13 protein-coding genes are annotated in these 15,101 nt (G+C 56.9%); 9 read left to right on the forward strand and 4 right to left on the reverse strand.

Annotated elements, in window-relative coordinates; all coding sequences use genetic code 11:
• Positions 1-3: 3 nt before the first annotated feature.
• Positions 4-1,611: a bifunctional phosphoribosylaminoimidazolecarboxamide formyltransferase/IMP cyclohydrolase gene (gene purH / locus ACN085_RS08475; protein WP_419111241.1), complete on the forward strand. Its 1,608-nt coding sequence runs from the start codon at positions 4-6 to the stop codon at positions 1,609-1,611.
• A 195-nt stretch (positions 1,612-1,806) separates the two neighbouring features.
• Here the strand turns inward: purH and ACN085_RS08480 are convergent, their stop codons facing one another.
• Positions 1,807-3,525 (reverse strand): substrate-binding domain-containing protein, encoded by a 1,719-nt coding sequence (locus tag ACN085_RS08480; RefSeq protein ID WP_419111242.1) that lies wholly within the window; start codon positions 3,523-3,525, stop codon positions 1,807-1,809.
• Between the two features lie 734 nt (positions 3,526-4,259).
• Between ACN085_RS08480 and glyA the strand changes: the two genes are divergently transcribed.
• Both glyA and ACN085_RS08490 read left to right on the forward strand, forming a co-directional pair.
• Positions 4,260-5,543 carry a serine hydroxymethyltransferase gene (glyA, locus tag ACN085_RS08485; RefSeq protein WP_419111243.1) on the forward strand — a complete coding sequence of 428 codons (1,284 nt, stop codon included), beginning with the start codon at positions 4,260-4,262 and terminating at the stop codon, positions 5,541-5,543.
• 2 nt (positions 5,544-5,545) lie between these two features.
• On the forward strand, positions 5,546-6,430 hold the full coding sequence (locus tag ACN085_RS08490; RefSeq protein WP_419111244.1) for a bifunctional methylenetetrahydrofolate dehydrogenase/methenyltetrahydrofolate cyclohydrolase: 885 nt from the start codon (positions 5,546-5,548) through the stop codon (positions 6,428-6,430).
• An 84-nt stretch (positions 6,431-6,514) separates the two neighbouring features.
• Here ACN085_RS08490 and ACN085_RS08495 read toward each other — a convergent pair whose 3' ends face one another.
• The gene (locus ACN085_RS08495; RefSeq protein WP_419111245.1) at positions 6,515-7,240 is read right to left on the reverse strand and encodes a GntR family transcriptional regulator; all 726 of its coding nucleotides are present in this window, start codon (positions 7,238-7,240) and stop codon (positions 6,515-6,517) included.
• Between the two features lie 71 nt (positions 7,241-7,311).
• On the opposite strand from ACN085_RS08495, the gene ACN085_RS08500 reads away from it, so the two are divergent.
• The 3 genes from ACN085_RS08500 to ACN085_RS08510 all read left to right on the forward strand — a co-directional run bounded on the left by ACN085_RS08500 (position 7,312) and on the right by ACN085_RS08510 (position 9,476).
• Positions 7,312-7,764: a hypothetical protein gene (locus ACN085_RS08500; protein WP_419111246.1), complete on the forward strand. Its 453-nt coding sequence runs from the start codon at positions 7,312-7,314 to the stop codon at positions 7,762-7,764.
• A gap of 95 nt (positions 7,765-7,859) precedes the next feature.
• The gene (gene trpS / locus ACN085_RS08505; protein ID WP_419111247.1) at positions 7,860-8,921 is read left to right on the forward strand and encodes a tryptophan--tRNA ligase; all 1,062 of its coding nucleotides are present in this window, start codon (positions 7,860-7,862) and stop codon (positions 8,919-8,921) included.
• Between the two features lie 18 nt (positions 8,922-8,939).
• Positions 8,940-9,476 (forward strand): 2'-5' RNA ligase family protein, encoded by a 537-nt coding sequence (locus ACN085_RS08510; RefSeq protein ID WP_419099937.1) that lies wholly within the window; start codon positions 8,940-8,942, stop codon positions 9,474-9,476.
• Between the two features lie 110 nt (positions 9,477-9,586).
• Here ACN085_RS08510 and ACN085_RS08515 read toward each other — a convergent pair whose 3' ends face one another.
• Complete coding sequence (locus ACN085_RS08515) at positions 9,587-10,906, reverse strand: hypothetical protein (protein WP_419111248.1); 1,320 nt, start codon at positions 10,904-10,906, stop codon at positions 9,587-9,589.
• A 101-nt stretch (positions 10,907-11,007) separates the two neighbouring features.
• Complete coding sequence (locus ACN085_RS08520; RefSeq protein ID WP_419099935.1) at positions 11,008-12,117, reverse strand: mannose-1-phosphate guanylyltransferase; 1,110 nt, start codon at positions 12,115-12,117, stop codon at positions 11,008-11,010.
• 310 nt (positions 12,118-12,427) lie between these two features.
• Between ACN085_RS08520 and sdhC the strand changes: the two genes are divergently transcribed.
• The 3 genes from sdhC to sdhA are packed head-to-tail and all read left to right on the forward strand — an operon-like array spanning position 12,428 to position 15,101.
• Positions 12,428-12,808 (forward strand): succinate dehydrogenase, cytochrome b556 subunit, encoded by a 381-nt coding sequence (gene sdhC / locus ACN085_RS08525; protein WP_419111249.1) that lies wholly within the window; start codon positions 12,428-12,430, stop codon positions 12,806-12,808.
• A 3-nt stretch (positions 12,809-12,811) separates the two neighbouring features.
• Positions 12,812-13,297: a succinate dehydrogenase hydrophobic membrane anchor subunit gene (locus ACN085_RS08530; RefSeq protein WP_419099933.1), complete on the forward strand. Its 486-nt coding sequence runs from the start codon at positions 12,812-12,814 to the stop codon at positions 13,295-13,297.
• 40 nt (positions 13,298-13,337) lie between these two features.
• Positions 13,338-15,101, forward strand: coding sequence for a succinate dehydrogenase flavoprotein subunit (sdhA, locus tag ACN085_RS08535; protein ID WP_419099932.1), 1,764 nt, complete (start codon positions 13,338-13,340; stop codon positions 15,099-15,101).

Genomic DNA, 15,101 nt, shown 5'->3' on the forward strand with positions numbered 1-15,101 from the left:
TCTGTGAGTCTCATTAAGCTTGACCGCCTACCCCTCAAACGCGCCCTCATCTCTGTCTATGACAAGACAGGGCTAGAAGACCTGGCTCGTGGCCTACACGAAGCTGGGGTAGCCCTAGTCTCCACCGGTTCAACAGCCGCCACCATCGCCGCCGCCGGAGTGCCCGTCACTGAGGTTTCCGATATCACCGGGTTCCCCGAATGTCTTGAAGGCCGCGTGAAGACCCTGCACCCCCGCATCCACGCCGGTATCCTGGCAGACCGCCGCAAGCAAGAGCACATTGACACCCTGACAGAAATGGACATTGAGCCTTTTGACCTGGTGGTTGTCAACCTCTACCCCTTCGTCGATACCGTGGCCTCAGGCGCTGACCAGGACGCCATCATCGAAAAGATTGATATCGGGGGCCCCTCCATGGTGCGTGCCGCAGCTAAGAACCACGACGCTGTAGCGGTCGTTGTTAACCCGGCCTCTTACGGTGCTGTTCTTGAAGCCGCCCAGAAGGGTGGCTTCAACCTGGCAGAACGCCGCCGCCTGGCCTCAGCCGCTTTCGCCCACACCGCCGCCTACGACACCGCCGTAGCCACCTGGACTGCCGCCCAGTTCGAAAAAGACGGGGAGGCCAACTACTGGCCCCCCTTCGCCGGTCTCTCCTTCGAGCGCAGTGAGTCCCTGCGCTATGGTGAAAACCCCCACCAGGCCGCAGCACTCTACGTTGATCCCACCGCAGCACCCGGTATCGCCCAGGCAGAGCTACTTGGCGGCAAAGCCATGAGCTACAACAACTACGTGGACGGCGATGCCGCCCTACGCGCCGCCTACGACTTCGAGGAACCCGCTGTAGCCATCATCAAGCACAACAACCCCTGCGGTATTGCCGTCGGTGCCGCCAAGGCCGCCGACCCCATTGCTGACGCTCACGCCAAGGCCCATGCCTGCGACCCGCTCTCCGCCTACGGCGGCGTCATTGCCGCCAACCGTGAAGTCACCGCCGCAATGGCCCAAACCGTCAAGGGTATCTTCACCGAGGTTATTATCGCCCCCTCATACTCCACCGAAGCCCTGGAGATTCTACAGAGCAAGAAGAACCTGCGTATCCTCCAGCTCCCTGCAGACTTTGCCCGCGACAGCATCGAGTACCGCCAAATCTCCGGCGGCGCTCTTCTGCAGGATGCCGACCGTCTACAGGCCGAAGGCGATGACCCCGCCAACTGGCAGCTGGTTGCCGGCCAAGCCGCTGATCCTCAGACCCTGGCAGACCTCGCCTTCGCCTGGAAAGCCCTACGCTCCGCCAAATCCAACGCAATCCTGCTCGCCCAGGACGGTGCCGCGGTCGGCATCGGTATGGGACAGGTTAATCGCGTAGACTCCTGCCGCCTCTCCGTAGAACGCGCCAACACCCTAGCCCAAGGCCAAGAACGTGCCCGCGGCTCCGTAGCGGCTTCTGACGCTTTCTTTCCCTTCGCAGACGGCCTTCAGGTCCTTCTTAACGCCGGTATCCGCGCTCTTGTCCAGCCTGGTGGCTCCATCCGCGATGAAGAAGTCATCCAAGCCGCCCAAGAAGCGGGAGTGAGCATGTACTTTACCGGTGCACGCCACTTCTTCCACTAAAAACTTTCCTCGGGAGGCGTGCACCGATTACGGGCAGAATTTTTATCTTCGCTCGCTCAGAATTCTGCCCTCCATCACGCCACTTCTTCCACCAAACCCCAACCCAACACACACAAAAGTCCCGCCCCACGATGAATCGTAGGGCGGGACTCTAAATCAACGGAATACCGGAACAAAAACTACCCGGCTGATACCTTAATGCTGTTGAGCAGCAGCGGCCTCACTAGCGGCGTCAGAGATGCCGGTTAGAGCTTCAGCGAAAATACGCTGAATATCAGTGGGCGATGATGCGATGTGAGCCTCACCGCCAACACTCCGAGCAATGGTTGTCAGAGCGTTCATATCAGCCTCTTCCGAAATGCCAATCAGAATCACAAACACAGGGTTTTCAGGATCCTGCTCAGCCTGGATAGTGCTAATGAGCTCTTCCTGGCTAATCGAATCTGGATCAAAGTTCTTGCCATCGGTCAGCATAATGACTGCGTTAACAGAGCCGGGCTGGTAGTTAGCCTTGGCAGAACGGAAAGTTGCCAGCAAGGTATCGTTCAGAGCGGTCTGGTCATCGGGGTTAATGGTAGCTGCAATACCAGCACCAGCCTCCTGAAGCAACTCACGCTGAGTCTTGCCGTCAACGGTTTCTTCAAGGCCGCGAACAGGGACCAGCTCTTCATAGTCCGAGACCTTGCCATCAGCGGTTGTAATGTTGCGGGAGAACTTCCACAGGCCCATAGAGTCACGGGCCGGGAAGAGCTGAGAACCAGCCAGCACTGACTCAACGGTAATATCCATACGGGTCTTATCAGTACCAGCTACTTTATCGAGCATGGAGCCGGAAGCATCCAGCACAACCAGTGCGTTCAGGGGAGCGGACTGCAAGGAGTAGGAAGTCCACATCTGGCCCAGGGTTTCCTTGTTACTAGGAACAAGCGCCTTGTAGTCACCGACGTTCTTATCGTTGTTAACAACTGTGCCCTCAGCGGTGCGCAGACCGGCCTGTGCCAGAGCCTGCTTGCCCTCTTCGCTGGACATGAATTTAACGATCTGCTGGGCTGCCTCATCAACGGTGGTGTTGGTGCTAGAGGATGCCTGGTAGAGGGGATAATCCAGGGTAAAAGAGCCGTCACCGGGGACGGTAGCCTTAAGGCCTGAGTCGCTGTGCGATGCGGCGTAGGTTGCGTAATCAGCTTCGCTGACAACCACTGCGTCTTTGCTGCCGCTGTCAACAGCCTCAAGGAGCTCAGAAGCGTTCTGCGCTGGTTCGTCAACCCCAATAGACTGCGCGCGCAGGGCGCTACCGCTAGTGAGGTCTTCAAGACTGACAGTGCCGCTAGAAGCTTCGGAGATACCGCCCATGAGCGCAGAGAAAGCGCCTGCTTCTACCTTAGGATCGCCCATGCCAACGGCGTCCTGGGCCTTGAGGACATCAAGCCAGTTGGAGTAGGTAGTGTCTTTCTCGGATACAAGAACACCGGGGCTCTTCGCCAGAGATTCAGCAATGGGGGTTAGCTCTGTTTTGGCTTCGGCCATGGCGAGCTGGGCACGGACGCTGGAATCGGGAATCCACAGGTTGGTTGAGGCGGACTCACCGGCTACTTCGGTCACGATGTTGCTAGCGGTCTTCGTGGTGGTGATATCGAGGGTTACGCAGGTGTCCTCATCAACCGGCATGGATTTAAGTGCGGTTGCCATGGCATCAGTAGTAGCAACAGTTACAGACTGTGTGGTGGAGCAAGCTGCAGGGACGGCCTGCCCGCTGGGGGTTGAAGGGGTCTTATCGCCGGTCATGTTGACGTAGGCGATAGCACCGCCACTGAGCAGGATAATTGCGGCTGCGCCAGTTGCGATCCACTTGCGGCTGGCCTTCTTCTGTTGTTCAAGGCGCTGTTGGCGACGTGATTTTGGAGTTTCGGTCACGATTGTGAGGCCTCTTCCCTAATGCATGAGTGATGGGTGACGAGATGGGGGTATCCAGGTGTGCGCTACCCGGTAACTCTCCTGTGTAGTAACTGGAACAGGTAACTACGGCTAGTTCGCCCTCTAGTCTAGCAAGAAAGCGGTTTGCGGGGTGCCTTCTTCGGGGCAAGCAGCTTGTCTGTTTTAAGGTGGACGGGTGCCCAAGGTTAGCGCAGAGTAGATGCCTTGCCAGCGATCCAAAAGGTAGCGCAGGAGCAACTTACAGACCTGAGGAAGAGGATTCTTGAGAGCTACCGGGGCTGGGCCGCAACCGAACTTGAGATCACCGAGTCAGGACGTGAGAGCTGGCTCCCCCCTCCCCATAGGGTCGGCTGTGCTGGCTGTTGTGACCGGCTTCCTTGTGCAGGCGGCGACCGTCACAGATTTTGATCCTGATAGCTACTTTGAGTTCGCGCGAACAATCCTCAAGCAGGCGTAGAAGCGGGGCTTATGGCGTCGGCTCCCCTTGGGTGCATCGCACACATACCTCTCTGTGATTTTAGATACATTGTGTGGGTAGACGTCTAGAGAAAAAATCTCATATGTGAAGAGATATGCCCTGCATCACCTAGAGGTAATTTACACTTTAAAGGTGATGGCTCCCCAAGGTGGGTGAGTCCCCAAGTATCGGGCTTTGAGCGGTACCAAGGCCGCACAAAAGGAAAACCTCGATCCACCCTAGTCAAGGAAGTGGCATGACCAACCTTTCACCCAACGTCACCAACCTACCCCTGGCCGAAGTCGACCCCGAAGTCGCTCAGGCTATTGCCCAGGAGCAGAGCCGCCAGCAGAACACCCTCGAGATGATAGCCTCCGAGAACTTTGCCCCCCGCGCTGTTCTTCAAGCTCAAGGCTCTGTACTGACCAACAAGTACGCTGAAGGCTACCCCGGCCGCCGTTACTACGGCGGCTGTGAATTTGTGGACGTCCTTGAACAGCTCGCTATCGACCGGGCCAAGGCTCTCTTTGGTGCTGAGCACGCGAACGTCCAGCCCCACTCCGGTGCTCAGGCCAATAACGCTGTCATGCATGCCCTGCTGAATCCCGGCGACAAAATTATGGGGCTGTCCCTGGCACACGGTGGTCACCTAACCCACGGCATGAAACTGAACGTATCGGGCAAGCTTTACCAGGTTGTTGCCTACGGTGTAGATGAAGAAACCGGTCGGGTCAACATGGACGAAGTTCGTGAGCTGGCGCTGGCTGAGAAGCCTAAGCTCATCATTGCGGGCTGGTCTGCTTATACCCGTCAGCTTGATTTTGCGGCTTTCCGTGCGATCGCTGATGAGATTGGTGCCTATCTCTGGGTGGATATGGCTCACTTCGCTGGCCTGGTCGCCGCTGGCTTACACCCCAATCCGGTACCTCACGCTCACGTTGTGTCCTCAACCGTACATAAGACCCTGGCTGGCCCCCGCTCAGGTTTCATCATGTGCGTTGAAGACCTCAAGAAAAAGATTGATTCGGCTGTTTTCCCCGGCCAGCAGGGCGGCCCGCTCATGCACGCTATTGCCGGTAAGGCAACAGCTTTCAAGATTGCTTCCTCCGATGATTTTAAGGACCGTCAGGCTCGTACCTTAGAGGGTGCAAAGATTCTGGCTGACCGCCTCAACCAGTCAGATATGGCCGAAGCCGGTGTAAAGGTTATCTCCGGTGGCACCGACGTTCACCTGGTTCTGGTGGACCTGCGCGATGCCCAGATTAACGGTCGTGAAGCTGAAGATCTGCTCCACGAAGCCGGTATTACTGTCAACCGTAACGCTGTGCCCAATGACCCCCGCCCGCCCATGGTGACCTCCGGCCTGCGCATCGGTACTCCCGCGCTGGCAACTCGTGGCTTTAATTCCGAGGCCTTTACCGAAGTCGCCGATATTATTGCTGAGACTCTTAAGCCCGGTGTCGATGTGGCCTCCCAGCGTGCTCGCGTGACCGCTCTGTGCGAGAAGTTCCCGCTCTACTCCGGTATTGAGGAGTGGTAGGAATGCCTCAGATTCTTGACGGGGTTGCCACAGCGGCCCAGATTAAGAGTGAGCTGGCCCAGCGCGTTGCCAAGCTCAAGGAAGAGGGGATTACCCCGGGGCTTGCCACCGTGTTAGTAGGCGATGACCCGGCCTCCCGTTCCTATGTGGGCGGTAAGCACCGCGACTGTGCCGAGGTGGGTATTGCCTCTATCCGTGTTGAACTCCCCGAGGATATCAGCCAGGATGAGCTAGAGGCCGAGCTGGATAAGCTCAATGCCGACCCGGCTTGTACCGGCTATATCGTGCAGCTACCCCTGCCCCGGCACCTAGATACCAACCGGGTTCTTGAGAAAATTGCTCCCGAGAAGGACGCCGACGGCCTGCACCCCATGAACCTGGGTCGCCTGGTTTTGAATGTGGGTGAGCCTCTGAACTCGCCTTTGCCCTGCACTCCCAACGGCGTGATTGAGTTGGTGGAGCGTCACGGTATCTCCTGGAAGGGCAAGAAGGTTGCTGTGCTGGGGCGCGGTATTACTGTGGGCCGCCCCCTGAGTCTGCTCCTGACACGCAAGGATGTAAACTCCACGGCTACCCTGGTTCACACCGGTACCGAGGATGTGAGTGAGGCCCTGCGCCAGGCTGACATTATTGTGGCGGCCGTGGGTCTTGCTCATGTGGTGACAGCGGAGCAGGTCAAGGAGGGTGCTGTCCTCCTGGACGTTGGTGTTTCTCGCGTAGAAGATACCGAAACCGGTAAGAAGAAGCTGACCGGTGATATCTCTCCCGAGGCCACCGCTAAGTCGAGCTGGTATTCGCCTAATCCCGGTGGTGTTGGTCCTATGACCCGCGCTATGTTGCTGGTGAATGTGGTAGAGACCGCTGAGCGTTTGGCTGAAACCGCTTAGGGGTCGCCAAGCAAAACGGGGCCGTTACTTCCTGGAGGGGAGGAGCGGCCCCGGTTCTTTTATCGGGGGATGAGTTAGGGTGCCTCAGCGGTGGGTTTGCCTGCGGTGGAGCTGGAACTCGTAGTCGTAGCGGTCACCCCGGTAGAGGGTGTGGGTGCTTTCAACGGCCAGGCCTCGGGCGGTGTAGCCTACCTTGTCTACTCGCAGGGCTGCCGCTCCCTGGGGTACACCTAGGTGGTGGGCTTCTGCCTGGGTGAGGTTGGTGGCGGTGACTTTGACCTGAGCTGTTTCTACTTGGTAGCCGCTGGCCCGCATTTGGGCATCGAGCGAAGTGGAGGCTTCGGGTTGCATTTGGGAAAAGGCTTCGGGCAGGAAGTAGGCTGTTTCGAGGGCGATGGGCGAGCCGTCAGCTTGACGGAGCCTGCTAATTTCGATGACTTTGCTGTCTGGGTCGAGGGCTAGGTCTCTTTGGACGTGCAGGGGAGCTATGACCAGGTGGCAGGAGAGCGTCAGCGAGTGCGGGGTATGCCCTCTGATGAGCATGTCTTGGGTGAAGGGGCGTAGCAATGGCGCTCGTGATGGTGATTCTTGGGGGGCGACAAAGGTACCTGATCCCTGAATGTTGTAGACCAGTTGCCGGTCGATGAGCTCTCGGATAGCTCGGCGTACGGTATCGCGGGAGACACCGAGGCGGTCTTGAAGCTCTCTTTCTGTGGGAAGAGGGGAGTGTGGCTGAGTATCGGTGAGGTAGCGGTCGCAGATATGACGGGCCACTGCCTGGTATTTGGTTTCTCTGGCACTTACCATCATGCTCACCACTTTACGCGGTGGGACTAGTCTAAGGTTCACTGCGACCGCATTCCTTTGACATAATGGGAACCATGCAATATAACGGCTTAGAAAAAACAGCTCAAGAACAGAACACCAAGACCGTCTTGATTGGTGCTGCTATCGGTATGGGTATTTTAGTTGTCCTGCTGGTGTGGGCGATTATTCAGTCTGCTCATGAGGCTTCGGCGCTGGGTTGGATTCTGGCCGGTATTATCGCTGCCTGGCTCGGTATTGCTGTTTATCTACTGGTGAATGTTAACCGTACGCTTGCTGCCCAGCGCCGCGCCTATGAGGGTCATGCTGTCCAGCGCGCTGAATATGAGGCTGATGTGCATACCGAGAAACTGGCGCATTCTTTCCAGATTTGTTTGGTGCAGTCCAAGGTGATTGCTGAGCAGTTGGATGTGAACGATGAAAATTCTCGTGACATGATCAATCGTGCCTTGGACACCATTAATTTCACCGCGAAGAACGGTATGGAGCTGGCCCGCGAAGGCTCCTAATCTCTCCCTCATTTTTGTGCCCGCTGTGTGTGGGCCGGTGGGTCACTTCAGCAGAGGCCTGCCCCGCAGATGTATTCCTAGCAAAGGACGAACCCGTGACTACTTCACAGACACCCGACCGTGATCCTAAAGCCGCTATCCCAAATGCTTCAAGGGGGGTGCCTCGCGCTTTTTCGGGGGCGCAGCCTTCGGCTGATTCCATGCACCTGGGTAACTATATTGGTGCGGTGAATAACTGGGTGGGTCTGCAGAAGGACCACGAGTGCCTGTACTTTATTCCGGATATGCACTCTATTACTGTTCCGCAGGATCCTGCTGTGCTCTTAGAGCGCACCCGCAAGACGGCAGCCCAGTATATTGCGGCTGGGATTGATCCGGCCAAGACCCCCTTGTTTGTGCAGTCGCATGTTCCTGAGCACGCTCAACTGGCTTGGGTTTTGAACTGTATTACCGGTTACGGTGAGGCGGCTCGTATGACTCAGTTTAAGGATAAGGCCGCTAAGCAGGGCACCGATAACGCTTCTGTGGGCCTCTTTACTTACCCGGTTCTGATGGCTGCAGATATTTTGCTCTACCAGTCCGATGTTGTGCCGGTGGGTGAGGACCAGCGCCAGCATCTTGAGCTGACCCGTAACCTGGCTCAGCGGTTTAACTCTCGTTTTGGCGATACTTTTGTGGTGCCTGAGCCTGTGATTCTCAAGGAGACTGCCAAGATTTATGACTTGCAGACTCCAGATTCCAAGATGAGTAAGTCTGCAACCACCGATAAGGGCATTATCTGGTTGCTCGATGACCCCAAGAAGACCGCTAAGAAGATTAAGTCTGCGGTGACCGATGCGGGGAGCGAGATTAGCTACGATCGTGAGAACAAGCCCGGGGTTTCTAACCTGCTGTCCATTTATTCGGCGGTGACCGGTAAGCCCATCGACCAGATTGTGGCTGAGTATGAGGGCAAGATGTACGGCCACCTGAAGGTTGACTTAGCGGAGATTGTGGTGGAGGAGCTTTCACCGATTCGTGAGCGTGCCTTGGAGCTGATGGCTGACCCGGCTGAGCTGGATCGTTTGCTGGCAATTGGGGCGGCTAAGGCCCGCGAGATTGCGTCGGTGACCGTGAAGAATGCTTACGATGCGGTTGGCTTCTTGCCTGCCCTGTAGAGCTGGCTGGTTGAGCTCATGTCCGCATCACCTACTCTGGTTCCGGGAGCTAGTTATCTGAGTGTTCTTGCTGAGGTGCCTGGCTCCCTGGCTGAGCGTGTTGTGGGCTGGCGGGCTGAGCGCGGACTGGTTGGCCCTGCCGTTGAGACCTGCCATATTACGGTGCTTATTGGTGCCGATCAGAGTGGGGAGAGTCTTCTGGAGGTGCTAGCTGGCAGGCTGGCGTGCCTGAAACCTTTTGAGGTCACGCTGGGTTCCCCTTTGAGTTTTGAGCCGGTTACCCCCGTGACTTATTTGCCTGTGGTGGGCGGTGCCTGGCAGCTGGCGCGAGCACATACCCTGTGTACTGAGGTGGTTGGGCCTTCTGTTTCCCCCTTCCCCTATGAGCCGCATGTGACCCTGGCCCACCAGAATGATCCGGCTATCTTGCGTGCTTCTATAGCTGATTTTTCGGATCTGCCCCATGAACTGACCCGGTTCGCGGTAAGTCGTTTGGGTGTCTACAGATTTGTGGAGGGGGGCTGGGAGGCCCTGGGTATAGTGAGCCTGGGCTAGAACCGCCTTCAAGGCTGTGTGGCATCTTGCTTGCCAACTGGCTGGGGGCTGGCCTTTAAGGGAGTTGTCAGGCAAGATGCCAAGCAATCTAAGAGACAAAAGAACTTATTTTACTGGTGCCCAGAATCCGTCCCTGGGTGAGCTGACCTGGAAATACCGTTAATTTCGTTGGGCACGTGCGGTAGGTCAATGCTTGCGAAAACTTCTGCGCTTCCCTGCTCTATCTGTGCTAGCGAGATGACGTGGAGCTTCTTACTGGCAGGGTCGGTCACATAGGCTGTGTCTCCGTCTACCCAGATCGCTGGCCTGGGGTCTTGCCAGGTGGTTGATTCTGTCCAGGGTTCCATAATGTCTACAGCGCCTAGTTCTGTGCCGTCTTCTGCCCAGTAGCGGAGCTTGCCGTCTGTGGTGAGCAGGAGGTGGCTACCTTCGGGGCCGCGGGCCAGGGACCGGAAGGTGTAGGAGACCCCTTCAGGGAGGGGGATGATGGTCCGTTCTTGGGTGAGGGTGTTGATGAGTGCGAACTGTTCTGGTCGTTCTAGCTCGGCGTCTTGATCGGTTTTGTAGTCGGCCAGGACGATGGGGGAGTCGGGGTCGCCTGCCTGGTTGCCTGAGCGCGAGTAGGGGTCTTGGGGGTTGGTGACTTTGGTGAAGGTGCCCTTGGTGTAGATGAGTGCGCCGTCTTGGCAGCCGAGGGTGTAGGTGTCGTTGGCGGCCTGGGCTTCGCCGTGGATGCCGGGGCAGTCCTTGTTTTCTGCCAGTAGGTTTCCTTGGGCGTCGATGAGGGCTGCGCCGGTGCGGCTTTCTTCTGTTCCTCGGGAGACTAGGTAGCGGTTATCGGCTAGGGGAATGGCGAAGCCGTGGTGGGCTGCGGGCAGGGTGACGGTTTGTAGTTCGAGTGAGCTGGCTGTGTTTTGGGATTCCTGGGTGAGTTGGGCGGGGTTGTAGACCTGGAAGGTGCCGGTGCCGTCTGCGAACATGGCGGTTTTGCCGTGGCTGCTGATGACGTGCCCGGTTTTGTCGGCGGGGAAGGTCAGCTGGGTGAGGGAGGGGGTGGTGGTGTAGTAGTGGTTGTGGTCGCCGTGTTCTTGGGTCCAGGCTCCTAGGTCGAGCATGGTGTAGCTGGAGCCGTCCGCGACGACTAGATGGCGGTTGTCGCCTGCGGGGTGGAGTCGGAGGAATCCTTCTTTGTCTATGCTGGTGAGAATTTCAAAGGTTTTGCCGTCCAGGATCATGATGCCGCCGTCGTAGGTCAGGGCCAGGCGGGAGCTGGGGGAGGAGGCTTCGGAGATGGTGGTGTTTTGGGTGCTTGTGCTACCGGTCTCTGTGGTGGCTGAGGGTGCGGGGGTGGGGGTTGCACTACATCCGCTAATGATGAGGGCGGTTAGGCAGGTCATGGTGGGGATGAAGACTCGTCGTGGTGTAAGCATGCCCCCATGCTAACTTAAATGAGAATCGTTTGCATATGCTGAGTGAAAGTAAGGCCCGCACCCTTAGAGTGCGGGCCATGAGCTATGTAAGAAGTTAGCGCTTAGAGCAGATTGTTCAGCCCCTGCTCTTTGAGAGTAGCTACCGTGTTCTTCACACTCTGGGCATCGTCACGGACGGTTACCAGCAGAGCGTCTGCGGTATCGACAATGACGATATCTTCAATACCAATCACAGAAATCTTGCGGTTGGTGTTGTTGACGATAATGCCGGTGCTACCTTCGCTAATGACATTGTCCTTGTTGCCAAGAACAAAGAGGTCATCACCGCTCTTCTCAATGTTAAGACGGGCAACGGCGTCAAAGTCACCGACGTCATCCCAACTGAAGCGGCCCGGCACCATAGCGACATCGCCGGCTGCGGCGGCCGGCTCGGCTACAGCGTAGTCGATGGCGGTCTTGGGTAGGTTCTCCCAGAGGCGGTTCATGCAGATGTCGCGCTCTGAGGTGTCCCAGGCGCGGGCGATTTCCATGATGCCTGCGTAGAGCTCGGGTTCCTTAGCTTCAAGGTGCTTGAGCATGAGAGCCGCAGGTGCCACGAACATACCTGCGTTCCAGGTGTAGTCGCCGGAAGTTACATAGGAGCTTGCGGTCGCCTCATCAGGCTTCTCAACAAACTGCTCAACTGCTAGGGCGCTGGGGGCATGGTCCAGACCTAGGTTTTGAGTGGCCTTGATGTAACCGAAAGCCGTGGAAGGTTCCGTTGGCTCAATGCCGATGGTGACGATCTTACCCGAGGCTGCGGCGTGCACGGCTTCACGCACGACATCCTGGAAGTCTTCTACGGGGTCGATAATATGGTCGGCAGCGAAGGATCCGATGATGGCCTCGGGGTCGCGCTCGTGCAGGATAGCGCAGGCAAGACCGATTGCAGCCGCTGAGTCACGCGGTGATGGTTCAAGAACCAAATCGGATCCGCGGAGCTCGCTGAGCTGCTGGGTTACGGCCTTGGCGTGGGCCTGCCCGGTAACGACCATAATGCCCTTGGGGGCTAGGTCAACCAGCCGATCGTAGGTGGAGCGGAGCAGGGATGAGCCTGTTCCTGTCAGGTCAAGAAGGAATTTAGGTTCTACAGCGCGAGAAAGAGGCCATAGGCGGGACCCTACGCCGCCGGCCGGAATGAGGGGGTAGAACCGTTCAAGTGGAGTTCTCATTATCCCTATAGTGTACCGATATTTTAAAGTCATCGTGTTGAAATTTTTGGGGTTCTTTCTACGACGGCAGTCACTTTCTGAGGGATTCCGACCTTATAATTCCGCGAAATACTGGGATTATAGGGGTTAAGGGCATTAAAATGTTTACTATTTTTTGGGATTCTCTTGCCCGATACTGGTGACACCCTGTAAGTAAGTTGCCTCAAAACCTGCTAATCTTGCTGTTGAGTAGAACACACACTAGGTTGGTGTGCGGGCGCCATGCAGTACAAAACTGGCGCTTTGCCCGCATCACACAGGAGGTTATTCAGTGCCGAATACATCCAAGGGCACGCTGTATCGCGGCCGCGAAGGTATGTGGTCGTGGGTTGCCCACCGCATCACCGGTATCGCTATCTTTTTCTTCTTGCTGATTCACGTGCTTGACACGGCAGTTGTACGCATCTCACCGGAGGCCTATAACTCCATCATGCATATCTACAAGAATCCTCTGATGGCCATGGGTGAAGCCGCTTTGGTTGCGGCTATCGTCTACCATGCCTTCAACGGTATCCGTATTATTCTGGTTGACTTCTGGAAGAACGGTGCCAAGAACCAGAAGGCCATGCTCTGGGGTGTTCTGATTCTATGGGCCATAGTTATGGTTCCCTTCCTTATCCGTCACCTCATGCTCGCCTTTGGGGGTCACTAAGACATGGCAACACCTCTCAAAACTAAGATTTCAGTTCCTCGTAGCCGCGATAACACCGTCTCGGGAGTCAAATACAACCGCTCTTCCTCCAAGCGCAACAACTTTGAGATGTTCGCCTGGCTCTACATGCGAGTCTCAGGCGTTCTGCTGGTTGTCCTGATTTTTGGCCACCTCTTCGTCAACCTGATGATGGGCGAAGGCGTCCACCGCATCGACTTTGGTTTTGTGGGTGGCAAGCTGGCTAACCCCTTCTGGCAGGTCTGGGATCTGCTTTTGCTCTGGCTGGCTATGATGCACGGTGCCAACGGTATCCGCGTCATCATCGACGATTACGCAGAGAAGGACGGTGTTCGTTCCGTCCTCAAGATTGCGCTCTTCTTGGCAACCGCTTTCGTGATTCTGCTCGGAACCCTGGTGATTTTCACCTTCGATCCCTGCCCCGCCGGTGCTAGCGCAGAGCTTCTGCCCTCCTTCTGCACTGCTCCCTAAAGTTACAGCGCTCTAGATTTTAGAAAGAAGCATTCCCACAATGCAGGTACATAAGTACGACGTCGTTATCATCGGTGCAGGTGGCGCAGGTATGCGAGCCGCCATCGAAGCAGGCCAGCGTGTTCGCACTGCTGTTCTGACCAAGCTTTACCCCACTCGCTCCCATACAGGTGCCGCCCAGGGCGGTATGTGTGCAGCTCTTGCCAATGTCGAAGAGGACAACTGGGAGTGGCATACCTTTGACACCATCAAGGGTGGGGACTACCTGGTAGATCAGGACTCGGCAGAGGTCATGGCTAAGGAAGCCATTGACGCTGTGCTGGATCTGGAAAAGATGGGCCTGCCCTTCAACCGCACCCCCGAGGGCCGTATTGATCAGCGTCGCTTTGGTGGTCACACCCGCGACCACGGTAAGGCTCCTGTGCGCCGCGCCTGCTACGCTGCGGACCGCACCGGCCACATGATTCTTCAGACCCTCTACCAGAACTGCGTTAAGCACAACGTGGAGTTCTACAACGAGTACTACGTGCTCGATTTGGTCATGGTGGAGGATGAAAAGGGCGTCCGCCGCCCCGCCGGTGTTGTCTCCTACGACCTGGCAACCGGTGATGTGCACGTCTTCCAGGCTAAGTCAGTTGTCTTCGCTTCTGGCGGTTGCGGCAAGATCTTCAAGACCACCTCCAATGCCCACACCCTGACCGGTGACGGTATGGCTATTGCCCTACGCAACGGTATTCCTCTGGAGGATATGGAATTCGTGCAGTTCCACCCCACGGGTCTTGCCGGCCTGGGCATCCTGGTTTCTGAGGCTGCCCGTGGTGAGGGCGGTATTCTGCGTAACTCTGAGGGTGAGCGTTTCATGGAGCGCTACGCACCCACCATTAAGGACCTGGCGCCCCGCGACATTGTTGCCCGCTCGATGGCAAACGAAGTGCGCGAAGGCCGTGGCTGTGGCCCCAATAAGGATTACGTCCTGCTGGATCTGACCCACCTGGAGCCCGCCCATATTGACGAGAAGCTACCCGATATTACCGAGTTCGCTCGTACCTATCTGGGCGTTGAGCCTTACACCGAGCCGGTGCCGGTCTTCCCCACAGCCCACTACGCTATGGGCGGTATCCCCACCAACATTAAGGCTGAGGTCCACTCCAATTCTGAGGACATCATCCCCGGCCTCTACGCCGCCGGTGAGGTTGCCTGTGTATCGGTGCACGGCTCTAACCGCCTGGGTACTAATTCCCTGCTCGATATTAACGTCTTTGGTAAGCGTGCTGGCATGTATGCTGCCGAGTACGCCGCTTCTGCGGACTTCCTGCCCGTCCCCGATGATGCAGCCGATGAAACCCTGGCCTTGCTGAACCAGATTCGCAAGGGCGAGGGCACCGAAAAGGTCGGCCAGCTGCGTAAGGAACTGCAGGATGTCATGGATGCAGACATGCAGGTTTTCCGTACCGCAGAGACCATTCACAATGCGGTCAACAAGATTGTTGAGCTGGAAGAGCGCTACCAGAACATTCAGATTCAGGATAAGGGCAAGCGCTTTAACCTGGACCTGCTTGAAGCCGTTGAGCTGGGCTTCCTGCTCCAGTTGGCTAAGGTCATGTCGGTAGCTGCTCTGCACCGCAAGGAGTCTCGTGGTGGTCACTTCCGTGAGGACTACCCTGACCGCGACGATGCCAACTTCATGAAGCACTCCATGGTCTACCTGGATGAGCAGGCAGAGATGGAAGGCATTAAGGGTCTACGCTTTGATACCAAGCCCGTGACCTTCACCCGCTACGAACCGATGGAGCGTAAGTACTAA

This window comes from Rothia sp. P4278 (genome assembly GCF_048512945.1).
Classification (GTDB): Bacteria; Actinomycetota; Actinomycetes; order Actinomycetales; family Micrococcaceae; genus Rothia.